The organism is Glutamicibacter sp. MNS18, assembly GCF_026107515.2.
Classification (GTDB): domain Bacteria; phylum Actinomycetota; class Actinomycetes; order Actinomycetales; family Micrococcaceae; genus Glutamicibacter.
The window spans coordinates 184,555-200,293 of sequence record NZ_JAPCHW010000004.1 but is presented as its reverse complement, the minus strand read 5'-3'; the positions used below and the strand labels follow the sequence as shown (position 1 = coordinate 200,293).

The window sequence follows — 15,739 nt, the reverse complement described above, 5'->3', positions numbered from 1 at the left end:
GCTATTCACCATCCAGGATTGCCGGGACCTTGAATCGGCCCGAGTCGGAGTCCGGTGCATTGGCCAGCACCTCGTCATTGGACAGGGTCTGTCCCACGATGTCCTCACGCAACACATTGGTCAGCGGGATCGGGTGGCTGGTGGCCGGGATGTCGGAGGATGCGACTTCGCTGACTGATGCGATGGCATCGACGATTACGCCGAGTTCACCGGTCATCTTGTCCAGCTCTGCGTCGCTCATCTCGATGTGGGCCAGGCGTGCCAAATGCACGACGTCCTCACGGCTGATGGCAGACATATATCTCCCTAGGATGGGCGGTTGGATTTCTCATCCAATTCTAGCCCCTGCGCCGCCGCGGCACGGCATGGACGTCGTGGGGTGCGTTACGCCATGCGCAATACCGGACCACTCTGTCCGATGCCGTCGGTGTCCTGCCAGACTCCGATGACCACACGCCCCTGCCCGGTGCCGGCCACCGGGCGGCGGATGATCTCGATACGCCCCTGCGAGGAGCCCGGCTCGTTCACCACCACCCGGGGCTCGCTGGTGTCCGAGTCGTTCTGGTGTTGCGGCACACTGCGTCCGGCGAAGAGTTCGCGTACGCACTGCTGCCAGACCGGGTCCCCGGCAGCGTCGTAGATGTACCGCAGTCCCAGCACCCCGTGTTCGCTGGTGCCCAACAGGTGCTCTTCCGCTGCCTCGATAGGCGCACCGCGGTAGCTCAAGGGCAGGTGGTAGAGCACGTTCTCGGCGTCCTGGCGGTCGACGGCGAGGATGAACTCCATGCCCACCTCACCGGCAGGATCCTCCAGCCGGAAGCCTCCCAGGGTCTCCAGCTGCGGGATGCCGGTGCCGACGAAAAAATCCTGCCCGGGCAGCCATGCGGTGAGCAGTTCGGTCTTGGTCGGGTCCATAGTGGTGGCGTAGATGATTCCCATGGCCACAGTGTTCCAAGAAAACCCTCGCCCGGCAAGGGAGGATCCGTGGCCGGCGGGGTGCGCCGCGGCCCGGGACTACAACGCGTGGGTGTAGACCACCAGGCGGATGTCGGTGTCCGGGACGAACCAGTCGCGGTCGGACTGGTGGGTGAACCCGAGTTTCTCGTACAGGGCACGTGCGCCTTCCCAGTGCCCGCCGGTGGTCAGCGAGACGGTGTGCACCCCGTCCAGCGACCGGGCCCGGTCCATGGCCGCGGCCACCATGGCCCGTCCGGCACCGGAACGCTGCGTGGCCGGATCCACGCTGAGCATCCGGATCTCCAATTCCCCGGGCCGGGCGATATCCGCGTACTTGGTGCCGTGCCGCATCAACGACATGCTGGCAATAACCCGCCCCTCGCGTTTGGCGACCAGGATCGTGCAATGCTCATGACGCGCCGCGACCTGGCGCACGAAGTGCATGTATTCGTGGTTGGGATCCTCGAAGTGCCCGGCGGCCACATAGGCGTCGACGGTGATATCGCCGATCCGCTCGTAGTCGGCCGCGGTGGCCTCCTCGATGGTCAGCTGGCCGGGGGATGCGGTGGTTGGTGCTGTAACAGTCATGATCCATCCAGTGTTTCATTTTTCCGGCCGACGCACAGGCACAGGGTGAGACTCCCTACAAAACCGGATTGTCATTTTCCTTCATCTCCGGGCTGGCCGCGGCCCCGGCATCTACCCGCAGCGCCACCTAAAACCCCTAGTCCCCAAATGGTTGGTGGTTTTCCAGGGATTCCCTGCGCTGCCCACCACCGGACCACGGCACCACCGGCCAGTGCCGGAAATCACGCGGCGGGCTTCCTGCACGGGCCCGGCCCGTGAAGTGTCCAACGGTGAAATCGCACCCCACCACGGGGCGAAAACGCGTAATATCGAAAATAATGGGTTCAGCGCGTGCTTCGGCAGGCAAGGTGTGGGAGACGAGGACGTCACCGGACTGTGGACACAGACCCCGCCGGTTCCGGCGGCCACGTCATCATGATTCTCTAAGGAAGATCGTATTGAAGGTACTCATCGGTTCCACCCCCGAGGATGTCGCAGCACTGGCGGCCGACAGCGTCCTTGAGGGTTTCGAACGCTATGTCGACAACCGTCCTCCGGTCATCGGCCTGGCCACCGGCTCTTCCCCGCTGGGCCTCTACGGCCAGCTGGCCGAGCTGGTCAAGGCCGGGAAACTCGACTTCTCCCAGGCCACCGGCTTCGCGCTGGACGAATACGTGGGGCTGCCGGCAACGCATGAGCAGTCCTACCGCCAGACGCTGATCCGCGAGGTCTGCCAGGTGCTGGGCCTGCCGGAGGAGAACCTGCACGTACCGTTGGGCGCCGCCGATAAGCTGCGCACCCTGGAAACCGCCGCCGGGCACTACGACGAGGCCATCGCCGCCGCCGGGGGTGTCGACGTCCAGATCCTGGGTATCGGGTCCAACGGGCACATCGGTTTCAACGAACCGGGAACCTCGCTGCGCAGCCGCACCCACCTGACCCGGTTGACGGCCCGGACCCGCAACGACAACGCCCGCTTCTTCGGCTCCCCGGACCAGGTGCCCACCCATTCGGTCACCCAGGGGCTGGGCACCATGCTCGAGGCCAGGCGCCTGGTGCTGGTGGCCACCGGGCGGGTGAAGGCCGAGGCGATCGCCGCGGCGATCGAAGGTCCGCTGGCTGCATCCTGCCCGGCCTCGGTCCTGCAGCTGCACCAGGACGCGGTCCTGGTGGTGGATGAGGCCGCCGCAACCAACCTGCAGCACCGCGAGTACTACGACGCCTCGGCCCAGGCGCTGACCTTCTAACCCGGCCCGGTTCCCGGACGGGATCCGTGTGCCTGCACCGCCTGGTGTGCCGGACCCCCGGTTCGGGGCCCGCCCACCAGGCGGATTTGTCTACCGGGCGGGCACAGCTGCCCGGACCGGTGACCGGGATGGGGCCCTGACTATGTCCCGGAGGTGCTCCCGCCGGCGGGCGCCGGGCTGGTTGCGCTGTTGTCCTCTTGGGCATCCGTTTCCGGTTGTGTGTCCGGGGCGCTGTCCGGGAAACGCAGCTTGGCCGGGTCGATAAGTCCGGCATACTGCCAGCCGGGATAGCCCACCGGTCGACCCACCGGGGCCCCGGCTTCCTCGGCGATCAGGGCTCCTGCGGCCCAGTCCCATTCCTGGGTACCGAATTCCGCGTAGGCCTCCAGCGCCCCCTCGGCGACCAGGCACAGGTCCAGGGCCGCCGAACCGATACGCCGGATGTTGACGTAGTCCACCAGCAGCTCGGAGAGCATCCGCGCCTGGAACTGGCGGCGGGCCACGTCGTAGCCGAATCCGGTGGAGAGCACCTTCGCGTCGGAGTCCATCGGGCCCTGCAGCCTCGTGACCGTGTGGCTTTTCAGGTCGTGTTTCCAGGCGCCCAGGCCGCGGCCGGCGTAGTACTCCACGCCCAGGGCCGGTGCGGAGATCGCCCCGGCCAGCCATTGCTCGCCACCATCGGCGGTTGTCCGGCAGACCGCCACCGAGGAGGCGTAGTAGTGGATGCCACGTACGAAATTCGCGGTGCCATCCAGCGGGTCGATGCTCCAGCGGTAGCCGCTGGGCTTACCCGGGGTGTGGTGCCCGAATTCCTCGCCGGTCAGCTCGTCATTGGGGCGGGTGGTGATGATCGTGTTGCGGATCGCTTCCTCGGCGTTCCGGTCGTAATCGGTCACCCAGTCCCCGGCCTCGGTCTTGTTCGCCAATCCCAGCGGGCCGGTGGTGCGCCCGGCCAGCACCCGGGCCCCGGCGGCTGCGGCCTGCCGGGACAACAGCACCAGTGGATCGTGGTCGATGGGTTGCTTCGGTACCATTATTCTCCTTCGGTTTGCCCCAGGGCGGCGGCCCGGGCGGCATCTGGTCCTTGGTCGAGCAGGATGCTGAATCCGTGTTCATCCAGCACCGGGACTCCCAGCGAGTGGGCCTTGTCCAGCTTGGAACCTGCAGCCTCGCCGGCCACCAGGAAATCGGTTTTCTTCGAGACGCTGCCGGTGGCCTTGCCACCGCGCACGATGATCGCCTCCTTGGCGGTGTCCCTGCTGAATCCCTGCAGGGTGCCGGTGACCACGATCGCCAGTCCCTGCAGGTGCTTGACCACACTGTCATCGACCTCGTCGCGCATCTTCACCCCCGCCGCGGCCCAGGATTCGACGATCTGCCGGTGCCAGTGAACCGCGAACCAGTCCACGACCGCGTCGGCGATAATCGAGCCGACCGAGTCGATCTGTGCCAGTTCCTGGCTGGCGCCGGGAGCGTCGACCACTTCCAGCAGCGCCTGCATTGACCCGTAGCGGGTGGCCAGGGCGCGGGAGGCGTTGGGGCCGACGTGCCGGATGGACAGGGCCACCAACACCCGCCAGAGCGGCTGTTCCTTGGCCTTTTCCAGCTCGTCGAACAGCTTCAGGGTCATCTTGGTGGGCGCCGGGGGCTTGGCCGCGGTGCCGCGGGTGAAGAAGTACGGGACCAGCTCGAACTTCCCGGTGCCTTCGCCCTTGGAACGCTTCTCCCGCCAGACCCGCACCTTGGCCAGGTCCTCCAGCCGGTCCTTGAGTCCGAAGAGCTCGGCCTCGTTGCGTAGCGGGCCGGGACCGGCCGGCAGGACCAGCCCGCCCTGGCCGGCCGGGTCCTCGCCCGGTCCGCTGGTCAGCGCGGCTGCCGCCTCGTAGCCCAGCGCCTCGATATCCAGGGCGTTGCGGCTGCCCAGGTAGGCGATCCGTTCGGTCAGCTGCACCGGGCAGTTCTGCGCGTTCAGGCAGCGGATGTCAACGTCGCCCTCCTTGGCCGGGGCCAACGGCTGGCCGCAGCTGGGGCAGTGGGTGGGCATGGTGAATTCGCGCAGGTTCTCCTCGTTGCCCTCGCGCAGCGCCAGCACCGGGCCGACGATCTCCGGGATCACGTCCCCGGCCTTGCGCAGGATCACGGTGTCCCCGATCATGACGTTCTTCGCCTTGACCACTTCCTGGTTGTGCAAGGTGGCCCGGGCCACGGTGGAACCGGCCACCAGCACCGGTTCCATGATCCCGAAGGGGGTGACCCGCCCGGTGCGCCCGACCTGGACGGCGATGTCCAGCAGCCTGGTCTGCACTTCCTCCGGCGGGTACTTGTAGGCCACCGCCCAGCGCGGCACCCGGGAGGTGTACCCCAGCTGCTCCTGGGTGGCCAGGTCATCGACCTTGATCACGATGCCGTCGATATCGTGCACCAGTTCGTGGCGTTTGGCGCCGTGCTCGGTGATGAAGTCGTTGACCTCGTCGATGGAGGTGACCACCCGGCTGTATGGGGAGACCGGAAGCCCCCAGCTGGCCATCAGCTCATAGCCCTGGGACTGGTTGGCGATACCCAGCCCGGCATTGCGTCCCAAACCGTGCACGAACATGCGCAACGGGCGCTTGGCGGTTTGTTCCGGGTCCTTCTGGCGCAGCGAACCGGCCGCGGCGTTGCGCGGATTGGCCAGCGGGGCCTTGCCCTGGGCGATGAGCGCCGCGTTGTAGGCGTTGAAGTCCTCGGTGCCGATGAACACCTCGCCGCGCACCTCGAATTCCTCGGGCCAGCCGGTGCCCGACAGTTCGTGCGGGATCTCGGCGATGGTCAGGGCGTTGTGGGTCACGTCCTCGCCGGTGGTACCGTCCCCGCGGGTGGCCGCGCGCACCAGTTTGCCGCCGCGGTAGGTCAGGTTCAGTGCCAGGCCGTCGATCTTCACCTCGCATAGCCAGCCGACCGGGGTGTCCGGATGCAGGCGCAGCGCATTGGCCTGCGCGCGGGTGAGCCAGGCGCCCAGTTCCTCCAGCGAGAACACGTCTTCCAGCGAGTACATCCGGCTGGCGTGGACCACCGGGGAGAAGGCCGCGGAGACCTCGCCGCCGACCTCCGCGGTCGGCGAGTCCTGGCCGGCCAGGATCGGGTACTGTCCCTCGATACGTTGCAGTTCGCGGAACAGCGCGTCGTAGTCGGCATCGGAGATCAGCGGGGCGTCCTGCTGGTAGTAGGCGTCGCGGTGGGTGCGGATCTGCTCGACGAGCGCATCGTATTTTTCGCGCACCTCACTCGGCGGGGTGGCGGGGGAATTCACGGGGGCAACAGGGTTTTGACTCACACCCCTTATTCTGCCTCAGCACGGCGCCCAGTTCACCTATGACGGCGCCGGTATCGGGGTTACCCGTGTGCGGCGGCCCGCGACGGGACCGGGGCCCGGTGCCTAGCCGGTTCGCGGATCCAGGGCCAGGTCCGCGGTGGCGCCCTGCGCCAGGCCGGTGTCCAGGGGTTGCACATCGATCACGATCACCGCGATATTATCCCGGCCCCCGGCTTCCAGCGCCGCCTGGGTCAGCGCGGCCGCCGCGGCCTGCGGGTCCTTGTAGGCGGCCAGCAGCGCCTGCAGGTGTTCGCCGGTCAGCTCACCGCTGAGCCCGTCGCTGCACAGCAGGTAGCGGTCCCCCGGCCGGGCCTTGAGCATCATGGTGTCCGGCTGGCTGTCCGCCCCGGCGCCCAGCGCCCGGGTGATCAGGTTGCGGTGCGGATGGTTGCGGGCTTCGAGTTCGGTGATCTGCCCGGCGTCGACCATTTCCTGGACCGCCGAGTGGTCGCGGGTCAGTTGCTGCAGCACCCCGTCGCGCATCCGGTAGCCGCGGGAGTCCCCGACGTTGACCAGCAGCAGGCTCGGCTGCGGGCGGGAGCCGGTCGCGGTTCCGGCCTGCGCCCGGTGGTTGCCGATCATCTGCGCGGTGACCTGCGGCAGCACATCGGTGCGGGTCTGCTCGCGGCGGAATCCCGCGGTCCAGGGTGGAACCGAGATCGGTGCGGTGACGGTATCCCTGGCGGCCTCGGTCCCGCGCACCTGCAACAGGGCGCAGAGCGTGGTGCCGCCGCGGGCGTCCAGCGCCTCGCGGATCCGGTCATCGGCCAGCTGGATCTGCTTGCGCACCTGCTCCTGGGTGGGTAGCGGTTTGGCCGGGGTGCGGTCGGTACGGAAGGTCAGTTCCTCCATGGTCTCCACGGCCAGGGCGCTGGCCAGTTCGCCCGCCTCGTGCCCGCCCATCCCGTCGGCCACCGCGAACACGGTGGGGGTGATCAGGATGGCGTCCTGGTTTTCGGTGCGCCGCAACCCCACATCGGTGGTACCCGCGGCCGCCAGCTGGAAGCCGGCCTGCGCGGTGTCCTGGCCATTGGGGGTTTGATTGGTCTCGTCCGGCATCAGTCAAGCACCAGCCTTCCGCCTTCTCCGTCGGATAGTTCGTAGGGCTGGATGTCGCCGAACCCGCGCACCGAGGTGATTTCCTGGGCGGTGAGGATGAACCGCTGGTCATTGCGCAGGGTGTTGGCGGTGTTCGCGTCGGTGAGCACCGTACCCGGCTCGGCCAGCGAGGTCAGCCGGGCGGCCAGGTTCACCGTCGGACCGTAGATATCCCCCAGCCGCGAGAGCAGCCGGCCCCAGACCACCGCACCGCGGGTCTCGGGCAGCAGTTCATCGGCACCCAGTTCCCGGCAGAGCGAGAGCGCGATCTGCGCCCCGGCCTGCGGGGTTTCGGCCACGTAGAGCACCTCGTCGCCGATGGTCTTGACCAGCCGGCCCCCGCCGATGGAGATGATCTCGGCGCTTTTCGCCTCGAAACGCTGCACCAGCTGGGCCAGGGTACGTTCGTTCATGCGCCGTGAGAGCGAGGTGTAGGAGACCAGATCGGCGAACCCGACGGCTCGGGCCAGCGGCAGCGGGGTATCGTCATCCACTTCCCCGGTGTGTTGGTTGTAGGCCGCGATCCCGGTTTCGGCGCGCAGCGACAGCCGGTGGATGGCCGAGTTCATCTGGCGGCGCCACGAGTAGAGCAGCAGCTCCTCGATGGGTTCGATGATCTGCGGCAGGATGTTGATCAGTTCGCGCCGGGCCTGGCGGTCGCTCATCGACTGGTTGGTGACCATGTCCTCGATCAGGGCCTCCACCTGCCAGACCACCATCCGGTCGGTCATCTGGCCTACCGATCGCATCAAGGAGATGGCGGTCTCCTCGGTGAGCTTGCCCTCGCGGACCAGCCCCACCATGGTGCGCAACGCCTCCTCGTCGCGGCCGGTGAAGAAGACCTCGTCATCCCCCAGTTCCGGGAACCCCATGGCACGCCAGAGCTTGCGTGCCGACAGCAGGGAGATGCCGGCCTCGGCGGCGACCTCGCGGCGCCGGTACTCGCGTTTGCCGCCGATCAGCCGGCGTTCGAGCTTGGCGACGGATTCCTTCACGTTGTCCGGGGTCTCCGAGGGGACCTGCAACGGGTTCTCCATGGCCTGGGCCAGCTCCTGGATCGGGTCCAGGGCGGCACGGATCTTGGGCAGCGCATGGGTCCGCGCCTCCAGCGCGGCCTCGCTGGCGGCCTGCGGGGCCTTGTCCGGGCGGGTCGGGGATGTGTGATCGAAGCTCATCGGTTGTTCCCCTCACCGCTCGGGTGTCCATCGCGATTGACCAGTGGACGGTTGGCCCCGGCATCGCGCATCACGTCTATGGCCAGTTCACGGAAGTAGGCCACTGCCGGAACGTGCGAGATCCGCACGAAGCCGTTGTGCAGCAGCACATCCAAGGTGCCGGGCAGTTGCGGTGCCCCTTTCTTTCGGGTGTGGGCCACCAGGTCGCGCACCGAATACAAGCCGATGGCCTGCAGGTCCCCGTGGGCGACGGCGGAACGGAAAAGGATGCGCTCGGTGGTCAGCACGATCCAACCGCGGGCCCAGCGCCACAGCGGGGCGGCGCACCAGATCATCAGCAGCAGGAACCAGAGCAGCAGGCACATCCAGGACAGCACCCCGGTGTTCGATTCAAGCCAGTCGGGCAGGGTTTCGCGGGAGAGGAATCCCAGCGCGAAGGCGCAGCCACCGGTCAGGAGCAACAGCATGATCAACGGTTGGCGCAGCACCCGGGCGTGTGCGCGGGTCTTGATCACCACACGCTCGTTCTCATGTAACGGTAGCTTCATGGTTGCCGTGCCGGCCCCTTCCTTTCCCTGTTCGCGGACCTGGTCCGTATCCCATACTAGTCCCGACACTGGCCACACCCCGTAGCGGCTACGCCCGGAAGTACCCGGCGCCCCGTCTCCGGCGCCACGCCGGGCGGCTCCTAGGCGTAGTGCCCGTCACTGCGCCGCACATGGTGCACATCCCCGGCCAGCACCCGGTGGATGGTGCCGGTGTCGTCGCGTACTTCCAGTGCCCCGTCGGCCGCCAGGTCCAGTGCCCGGGCCTCGAGGCTGCTTCCGTCCGGGTAGTCGATGCGGACCAGCTGGCCCAGGGTAGCCAGTTTCCCGGACACCAGGTCGCGCAGGCTGCTCCCCCCGGCCCCGGCCAGCGGGGCCGAGGCATCGCCGGATACGGCCCGGAAGGAGGCATCAAGCCGGTGGAAGGCCGCCACATAGCCGGCGAGCAGTTCGCTGCGGTCCACCGGCATTCCGCCGGCCAGGCGCAGCGAGGTGGCGGTGGCCACCGGCAGTTCCGTCCGATCCTGGTCCACATTCAGCCCCGTGCCCACCACCACGGCTGCTCCCCTGGGACCGGTGGCCAACTGGGCCAGGATCCCGCAGACCTTGTGCGAGCCGATCAGCACGTCATTGGGCCACTTGATACGCCCGCTCAGCGCCGTGTGGTTCCCTATGGCCCGGCACCAGGCCAGTGCGGCGAGCATGGTGTACCAGGACAGCGCCGGAACCGGCAGGGCCGGGTCAGGATTCACCGCGATGCTCACGGTCAGCGCCGCGCCTTCGGGGACCTGCCAGCCACGCCCCAGCCGGCCCTTGCCCCCGGTCTGGTGTTCACAGGTCAGCACGCTCAGATGGGCGGCGCTGCCGCTGGCCACCTGGTGCACGAGGTCCTCGTTTGTCGAAGCGGTGGAATGCAGCACACGCACCGGGTCGATGCCCAGCGCATCGGTGGTGGCGGCCAGCACTCTCGGATCCAGGGCGGCACGCGGGGCGGCAGGTGTTGCGTTCATGGCTTCCAGCCTAGGCCACCTCGGGCTCGCGACGCGGTAGCACGACATGTTTTCTACGTGATGTAGCAAGAACCTGCCGGCGGGTGCCACCGGCGCGTCGCCCTACAGGAAGATGTCCGGTACCAGTTCGTGGGCCGGATCCAGGGCGTACTTGTCCAGGTCCTTCTCCCCGGCCCGGGTGAGCACCTGCTCGTCGGTGAAGAAGTTGCCGCTGCAGCCGGCAGGATCACTGGCCAGGATCGCCGCGGCCGCATCGGCCACGATGGCCGCGTCCCGCGCCCCGGCGATCATCCGCGATCCGCCGGGCAGGTTGCGGATCGCGGCGGTGTCGATCAGCGTGGCCGGCCATAGCGAATTGACCCCGATTCCCGTGTCCTTCAGTTCCTCGGCCAGCCCCAGGGTGGTCATGCTCATCCCGTACTTGCTCATGGTGTAGGCCAGGTGCGCCCCGGCCCAGCGCGGTTCCAGGTTCAACGGCGGGGAGAGGGTCAGGATGTGGCCGTGCCCGGAGTGGCGCAGGTGCGGCAGGGCGGCCCGGCAGAGTGCGAAGGTGCCGCGCACGTTGATATCCATCATCAGGTCGTAGCGTTTCATGTCCACGGCCTCGGTCTTGGCCAGGTTGATGGCACTGGCGTTGTTGATGACGATGTCGATGCCGCCGAAGCGCTCGATGGCCGCGGAAACCAGCCGGTCCACATCCTCGTCGTTACGCACATCGCCCACAACCGCCAGGCCCCGGCCGCCGGCCTGGTTGATCTGTTCCACCGCGGTGTGGATGGTGCCTTCCAGGCTGGGGTGCGGGGTGTCGGTCTTGGATAGCAGCACGATATTGGCGCCGGCCGCGGCGGCCTTGAGGGCGATGGCCAGCCCGATGCCGCGGCTGCCCCCGCTCATCACGATGGTCTTGCCGGCCAGGACCTCGGGGCGGGGATCGATGGTGGAGCGCAGTATGTCAGTCATGTGATCCAGATTACGGCAATTCGCCACAGCTTGCTACTGAACGGTAACTTATTCTGGTGCAGTCCGCGTCCGCAATGGACACCTTTTGTAGGCTTCCTACAAAGGAACCCGGGAAATTCCCGGATACACTGACCTAGGTGGCATTTTTCTTGTGCCATTCCTACACAATGACCCGGATCAACGGATCCGGCCACGAGTTTTCACAAACTAAGGGAGTTCAAGGCATGACGCAGGGGCGCACCGAGGCGGAAGCAGCGATTGATCTGTCCACCACTGCCGGCAAACTTGCCGAGTTCCGTCGCCGCGAGGCCCTGGCACAGCTGCCCTCCGGCCCGGAGGCCGTCGAAAAGCAGCATGCCCGCGGCAAGCATACGGCCCGTGAACGCATCGACATGCTGCTGGACGAGGACTCCTTCATCGAGTTCGATGCGCTGGCCGTGCACCGCTCGACCGCCTTCGGCATGGAGAAGAAGAAGCCCCTGGGTGACGGGGTGGTCAGCGGCTACGGCACCGTGGACGGTCGCCTGGTGGCCGTCTACTCCCAGGACTTCTCCGTCTACGGCGGCTCGCTGAGCCAGGTCAACGGCGAGAAGATCGTCAAGGTCCAGGAATTCGCCGTGCGCAACGGTTGCCCGGTCATCGGCATCAACGACGGCGGTGGGGCGCGCATCCAGGAGGGTGTGGCCTCGTTGGCGATGTTCGCCGATATCTTCCGCAACAACGTGCACGCCTCGGGTGTGGTCCCGCAGATTTCGCTGATCATGGGGCCCTGTGCCGGCGGAGCGGCGTACTCCCCGGCACTGACCGACTACGTGATCATGGTGGACAAGACCAGCCACATGTTCATCACCGGCCCCGACGTGATCAAGACCGTCACCGGCGAGGACGTGGATATGGAAACCCTGGGTGGTGCGCGCCAGCACAACGCCACCACCGGCACCGCCACCTACCTGGCCGACGATGAGGAGGATGCCATCGAGTTCTGCAGGGAACTGCTGGATTTCCTGCCCTCCTCGAACCTCACCGACGCCCCGGTGGCCGACTTCCTTGAGGACCTGGAACCCACCGAGCTGGATGCGGAACTGGACACGCTGATCCCGGATTCGGCCAACCAGCCCTATGACATGCGCACCGTGATCGAGTCCGTGGTCGATGACGGGCACTTCTTCGAGATGCAGGCGCTCTACGCCCCGAACGTGCTCATCGGCTACGCCCGGGTGGAGGGGCATACCGTGGGGATCGTGGCGAACCAGCCGATGCAATTCGCCGGCACCCTGGATATCGCCGCCAGCGAGAAGGCCGCGCGCTTCGTGCGCAACTGCGATGCCTTCAACATCCCGATCCTGACCCTGGTGGATGTGCCCGGCTTCCTGCCCGGCAAGGACCAGGAGTTCCAGGGCATCATCCGCCGCGGTGCCAAGCTGCTCTACGCCTACGCCGAGGCCACCGTGCCGAAGCTGACCGTGATCACCCGCAAGGCCTACGGCGGCGCATACATCGTGATGGGCTCCAAGAAGCTGGGCGCGGACCTGAATCTGGCCTGGCCCACCGCACAGATCGGCGTCATGGGTGCCCAGGGCGCGGTCAACATCCTCTACCGCCGCGATCTGGCCGCGGTGGAAGCCAACGGCGGGGATGTGGAGGAGCGCCGCAAGGAAATCATCGACGGCTACGAGGCCGAACTGCTCAACCCGTACCAGGCGGCGGAACTGGGCTATATCGACGCGGTGATCGCCCCGAGCGACACCCGGTTGCAGGTGGTGCGCGGGCTGCGCGCACTGCGCCAGAAGCACGCCACCCTGCCTCCGAAGAAGCACGGCAACATCCCGCTGTAGGACACCATCACCCGGGGCCACCATGTGCGGCGCCCGGGTGTACAGAATCGCCGGCCATCTTCACGAGGAGCAGAGTTTGGATAACGAACAGCAGAACCCCGCGGTGACGCTGACCGTCACCCGTGGCAACCCCACGCCCGAGGAGCTGGCGGCGGTCACCGCCCTGCTCACTTCCATGGCCGGCACCCGGTCCGCCGACACCGGTTCGGCGGTCCCGGTACAGCGGGTCGAACGCATCCGCAAGCGCCGGGCGCTCAGTGCCCCGCGCCTGCCGTGGATCATCGGACGACGCTAGTCCCCACGCATCAGGAAAACACCGCACCCCGTTCCCGGGGTGCGGTGTTTTCCTGAGGGGAGGACCGCCCGGAATCTGAATTGTGCCGACGTCGGCTTAATCCGTCTGGCGAAGGCGGAACCCGGGCCCGGTTGCTAGGCTCGGCACATGAGCGACCTGATGAAACCGCTGCCACGTGTGGCCATCGGCCTGACAACGTTCTTCGTCGATGCCGAACGCCCGGTGGCCATGGTGCGCCGTCCCGGGGTTTCGGACCGGTTCATCACCTGGCCCGATCTGCCCACCGGGATCCACAGCCCCGAGGTACGCATCCACCCTGCGGCAGACGCCTTATGGGTGTGCTACACCTCCCACGACGAGGGCGGGGATGAACGATACCCGGCGCTGGGCAGCCCGCCGCAACTGGCCGCCGTGCGCATCGGCATCGACGGCAGCACCGGTTACATCCACGCCGAACACGTCACGTTCCTCGGGGTCGATGCCCAGGGCCTGTGGACCGGCACTTCCCTGCACCAGCCCACCGACGACAACTACACCGGTGGCCCGCTGCCCGAATCCCATGCACACCCAGAGACCCTGCAACGGCACCAACCGGGGCACCCGCCGCTGCGCATCGAGTTCGACCGGCATGTGGATCTGGTGCGGCAGACCGGCCAGGGCACCGAACTGTGGCTGAACCCCTCTCCCCCGATCACCCACCCCGATGGTGCGGGCGGCGCCGGCTACGAGTACCGGTGCACGAAGGTGCTGCTGCCACCGGTGCACACGCCGGGCGGCCGGCTGCGTTTCCGCGATCTGGTCCCCGAAGGATGGGGGCAGGCCGTGGGCGCCGATGAGTTCGAGGCCCTCGAGGAGCAGTACCCGGACGCATCGGAGCGGGACCCCGAACGGATCGACCTGACCGGGGTGCCGGGCACCGGGTGGGACCTGGTCGCCCTGACCAATGAGCAGCGCGAGCAGGCGATCGCCGCCATGGCCGGCCAGTTCGCCCATCTCGAGGCCTACTGGCACGGCGGAACCGACGGCCCGCAGCCCCTGGCCCGGGGCCTGGGGCACGCCGCCGTGCAGGTGACCGGAGACTGGCCGCTGAGCCGGATCGAGATCACCTTCACGCATCCCCATTACCTGCGTGGCCGGATGCGCCGGACCATCCAGGTGTTCGACACCGCCGGCAGGATCCGTTTCAATCCCTACGCCGATATCCATCTGATGGAGGACCTGGACACCTGTTCGCTTCCCGATCCCGACCAGGCACGGGACGGGATCCTGCAGATCTAGCCATTGGCCTTCGGACCCGCCGGTGGCACACCGGCGGTCGCCACCACACATGGAACGAGGAGATATGAGTGACCCCACCCCCAATTGGTTCCGCTCCGGTGGCGACGACTATGCCAGGTACCGCCCGCGGTACCCCGAACGCCTGGTTGGCCAGCTGGTCTCATTGGCCCCGGGTCGCTCCGTTGCGGTGGACGTGGGGTGCGGCAACGGGCAGCTGACCACCATGTTGGCCGAACATTTCGACGAGGTCATCGGCGTCGATCCGAGCCGGGACCAGATCGCCCATGCGGTGGCCCATGAGCGGGCGCGATACCTTGTCGCACCGGCCGAGGACTTGCCGGTTTCCGATGCCTGTGCCGACCTGGTGACGGTGGCCCAGGCGGCGCATTGGTTCGACCTGCCACGGTTCTACACCGAGGCCCGGCGGATAGCGGTCCCGGGGGCAATCATCGCGTTGCTCACCTATGGCGAGCCGATCCTGCCGTCCGGACTGAATCCGCGGTTCCTGCGTTTTGCCCGTGATGAGGTCGGCGGCTACTGGCCTGCGGAAATCCGCCACGTCCAGCAGGCCTACCGGAGCCTGCATTTCCCCTTTGACGAGGTGGAGATGGAACCGGTGGATATCGAACTCCAGCTGGACCTGCCACAGTTCCTCGGGTATCTCTCGACCTGGTCGGCGGTGCGCGCCGCGGCCGCCGCGGGGCAGGGCCACCTGCTGGAGGGTTTCGCGAGCGAGCTCGGCCAGCTATGGGAGGACCCGCAGCGGGTCCGCTCGGTGCTGATGCCCCTGCACCTGCGTGTCGGGCATCTCGACGGGATCCCGAACCCCTAGCTGACAGGTGCTTTCCCAGATCCTGCCGGTCCCGTTCGGTGGTAGGGTCAAGCAGGAGGTCATCACCATGCGTTTCAGATTCCCGCTTGTCCCGGCCGTGGGCCTGGCCTCGTTGCTGGCCCTGTCCGGTTGCAGCAGCGGCACCGACATTGGCTTGTTCGAGCGCGAGCAGGTGGCCGCAGACCGGCTTCCGGAGAGCATCGACGACCTCGGTGACCTCGATCCGGGCAGCGTGCGGCTGGCGGTCGCCCACGAGCGGGTCCAGTACTTCATTGCCAGATCCACCGATCCGCTGCTGGGGTGTGTTTACGCCGTGCCCCAGGATGGGCCCGATCGGTTCCTGGGCACCTGCGGCCGGTTCGGCTCCGACGTCACGGTGGCCAAGGCCTCGTTCACTCCCGGCTACGGTAACGTGCGATCCTTCGCGCTGGTGCCAGACGGTACCGACCCCACGGACCTGGAGGAACCGGGATGGGTCCAGATCCACCCGAATATCCTGATCAGCGACCGGATGATGGGCTAGCCCGCGACCTGCGCCGCTACCGGGGCCGGGGCACCCGCAGCTGCGAATCGGGCGCCTAGGAGATG

16 protein-coding genes are annotated in these 15,739 nt (G+C 67.3%); 6 read left to right on the top strand and 10 right to left on the bottom strand.

Going from position 1 to position 15,739, the window contains the following annotated elements:
* Position 1: 1 nt before the first annotated feature.
* The 3 genes from gatC to OK351_RS06590 form a co-directional block, all read right to left on the bottom strand.
* Positions 2-298 carry an Asp-tRNA(Asn)/Glu-tRNA(Gln) amidotransferase subunit GatC gene (gene gatC, locus OK351_RS06600; RefSeq protein WP_265157078.1) on the bottom strand — a complete coding sequence of 99 codons (297 nt, stop codon included), beginning with the start codon at positions 296-298 and terminating at the stop codon, positions 2-4.
* An 86-nt stretch (positions 299-384) separates the two neighbouring features.
* Positions 385-939: a maltokinase N-terminal cap-like domain-containing protein gene (locus OK351_RS06595; protein ID WP_265157076.1), complete on the bottom strand. Its 555-nt coding sequence runs from the start codon at positions 937-939 to the stop codon at positions 385-387.
* Between the two features lie 75 nt (positions 940-1,014).
* On the bottom strand, positions 1,015-1,545 hold the full coding sequence (locus tag OK351_RS06590) for a GNAT family N-acetyltransferase (protein ID WP_265157074.1): 531 nt from the start codon (positions 1,543-1,545) through the stop codon (positions 1,015-1,017).
* Positions 1,546-1,982: 437 nt separating this feature from the next.
* On the opposite strand from OK351_RS06590, the gene nagB reads away from it, so the two are divergent.
* A complete protein-coding gene (gene nagB, locus OK351_RS06585; RefSeq protein WP_265157072.1) occupies positions 1,983-2,771 on the top strand; it encodes a glucosamine-6-phosphate deaminase in 789 nt (262 codons plus the stop codon).
* A 140-nt stretch (positions 2,772-2,911) separates the two neighbouring features.
* On the opposite strand, the gene OK351_RS06580 is transcribed toward nagB, so the two are convergent.
* The 7 genes from OK351_RS06580 to OK351_RS06550 form a co-directional block, all read right to left on the bottom strand.
* Positions 2,912-3,805, bottom strand: coding sequence for an inositol monophosphatase family protein (locus OK351_RS06580; RefSeq protein WP_265157070.1), 894 nt, complete (start codon positions 3,803-3,805; stop codon positions 2,912-2,914).
* The gene (gene ligA, locus OK351_RS06575; RefSeq protein ID WP_265157068.1) at positions 3,805-6,084 is read right to left on the bottom strand and encodes an NAD-dependent DNA ligase LigA; all 2,280 of its coding nucleotides are present in this window, start codon (positions 6,082-6,084) and stop codon (positions 3,805-3,807) included. Before ligA ends, OK351_RS06580 begins: the two co-directional genes overlap by 1 nt.
* Before the next feature lie 102 nt (positions 6,085-6,186).
* A complete protein-coding gene (locus OK351_RS06570) occupies positions 6,187-7,182 on the bottom strand; it encodes a PP2C family protein-serine/threonine phosphatase (RefSeq protein WP_265157066.1) in 996 nt (331 codons plus the stop codon).
* Positions 7,182-8,396, bottom strand: a complete 1,215-nt coding sequence (locus tag OK351_RS06565) for an adenylate/guanylate cyclase domain-containing protein (protein ID WP_265157064.1) — start codon at positions 8,394-8,396, stop codon at positions 7,182-7,184. The genes OK351_RS06570 and OK351_RS06565 overlap by 1 nt, the downstream gene beginning before the upstream one ends.
* Positions 8,393-8,944, bottom strand: a complete 552-nt coding sequence (locus tag OK351_RS06560; RefSeq protein ID WP_265157062.1) for a hypothetical protein — start codon at positions 8,942-8,944, stop codon at positions 8,393-8,395. The genes OK351_RS06565 and OK351_RS06560 overlap by 4 nt, the downstream gene beginning before the upstream one ends.
* A 140-nt stretch (positions 8,945-9,084) precedes the next feature.
* Entirely contained in the window at positions 9,085-9,951 is an 867-nt protein-coding gene (locus OK351_RS06555) for a biotin--[acetyl-CoA-carboxylase] ligase (protein ID WP_265157060.1), read from the bottom strand.
* Positions 9,952-10,053: 102 nt separating this feature from the next.
* Positions 10,054-10,911: an SDR family oxidoreductase gene (locus tag OK351_RS06550; protein ID WP_265157058.1), complete on the bottom strand. Its 858-nt coding sequence runs from the start codon at positions 10,909-10,911 to the stop codon at positions 10,054-10,056.
* Positions 10,912-11,135: 224 nt separating this feature from the next.
* Between OK351_RS06550 and OK351_RS06545 the strand changes: the two genes are divergently transcribed.
* The 5 genes from OK351_RS06545 (at position 11,136) to OK351_RS06525 (ending at position 15,674) form a co-directional block, all read left to right on the top strand.
* Complete coding sequence (locus OK351_RS06545) at positions 11,136-12,746, top strand: acyl-CoA carboxylase subunit beta (RefSeq protein WP_265157056.1); 1,611 nt, start codon at positions 11,136-11,138, stop codon at positions 12,744-12,746.
* Between the two features lie 76 nt (positions 12,747-12,822).
* Positions 12,823-13,041, top strand: a complete 219-nt coding sequence (locus OK351_RS06540) for an acyl-CoA carboxylase subunit epsilon (protein ID WP_265157054.1) — start codon at positions 12,823-12,825, stop codon at positions 13,039-13,041.
* 147 nt (positions 13,042-13,188) lie between these two features.
* A complete protein-coding gene (locus tag OK351_RS06535) occupies positions 13,189-14,319 on the top strand; it encodes a hypothetical protein (protein WP_265157052.1) in 1,131 nt (376 codons plus the stop codon).
* A 64-nt stretch (positions 14,320-14,383) separates the two neighbouring features.
* Entirely contained in the window at positions 14,384-15,151 is a 768-nt protein-coding gene (locus tag OK351_RS06530; RefSeq protein WP_265157050.1) for a class I SAM-dependent methyltransferase, read from the top strand.
* Positions 15,152-15,218: 67 nt separating this feature from the next.
* On the top strand, positions 15,219-15,674 hold the full coding sequence (locus OK351_RS06525; protein WP_265157048.1) for a hypothetical protein: 456 nt from the start codon (positions 15,219-15,221) through the stop codon (positions 15,672-15,674).
* The last annotated feature ends 65 nt before the right edge of the window (positions 15,675-15,739 follow it).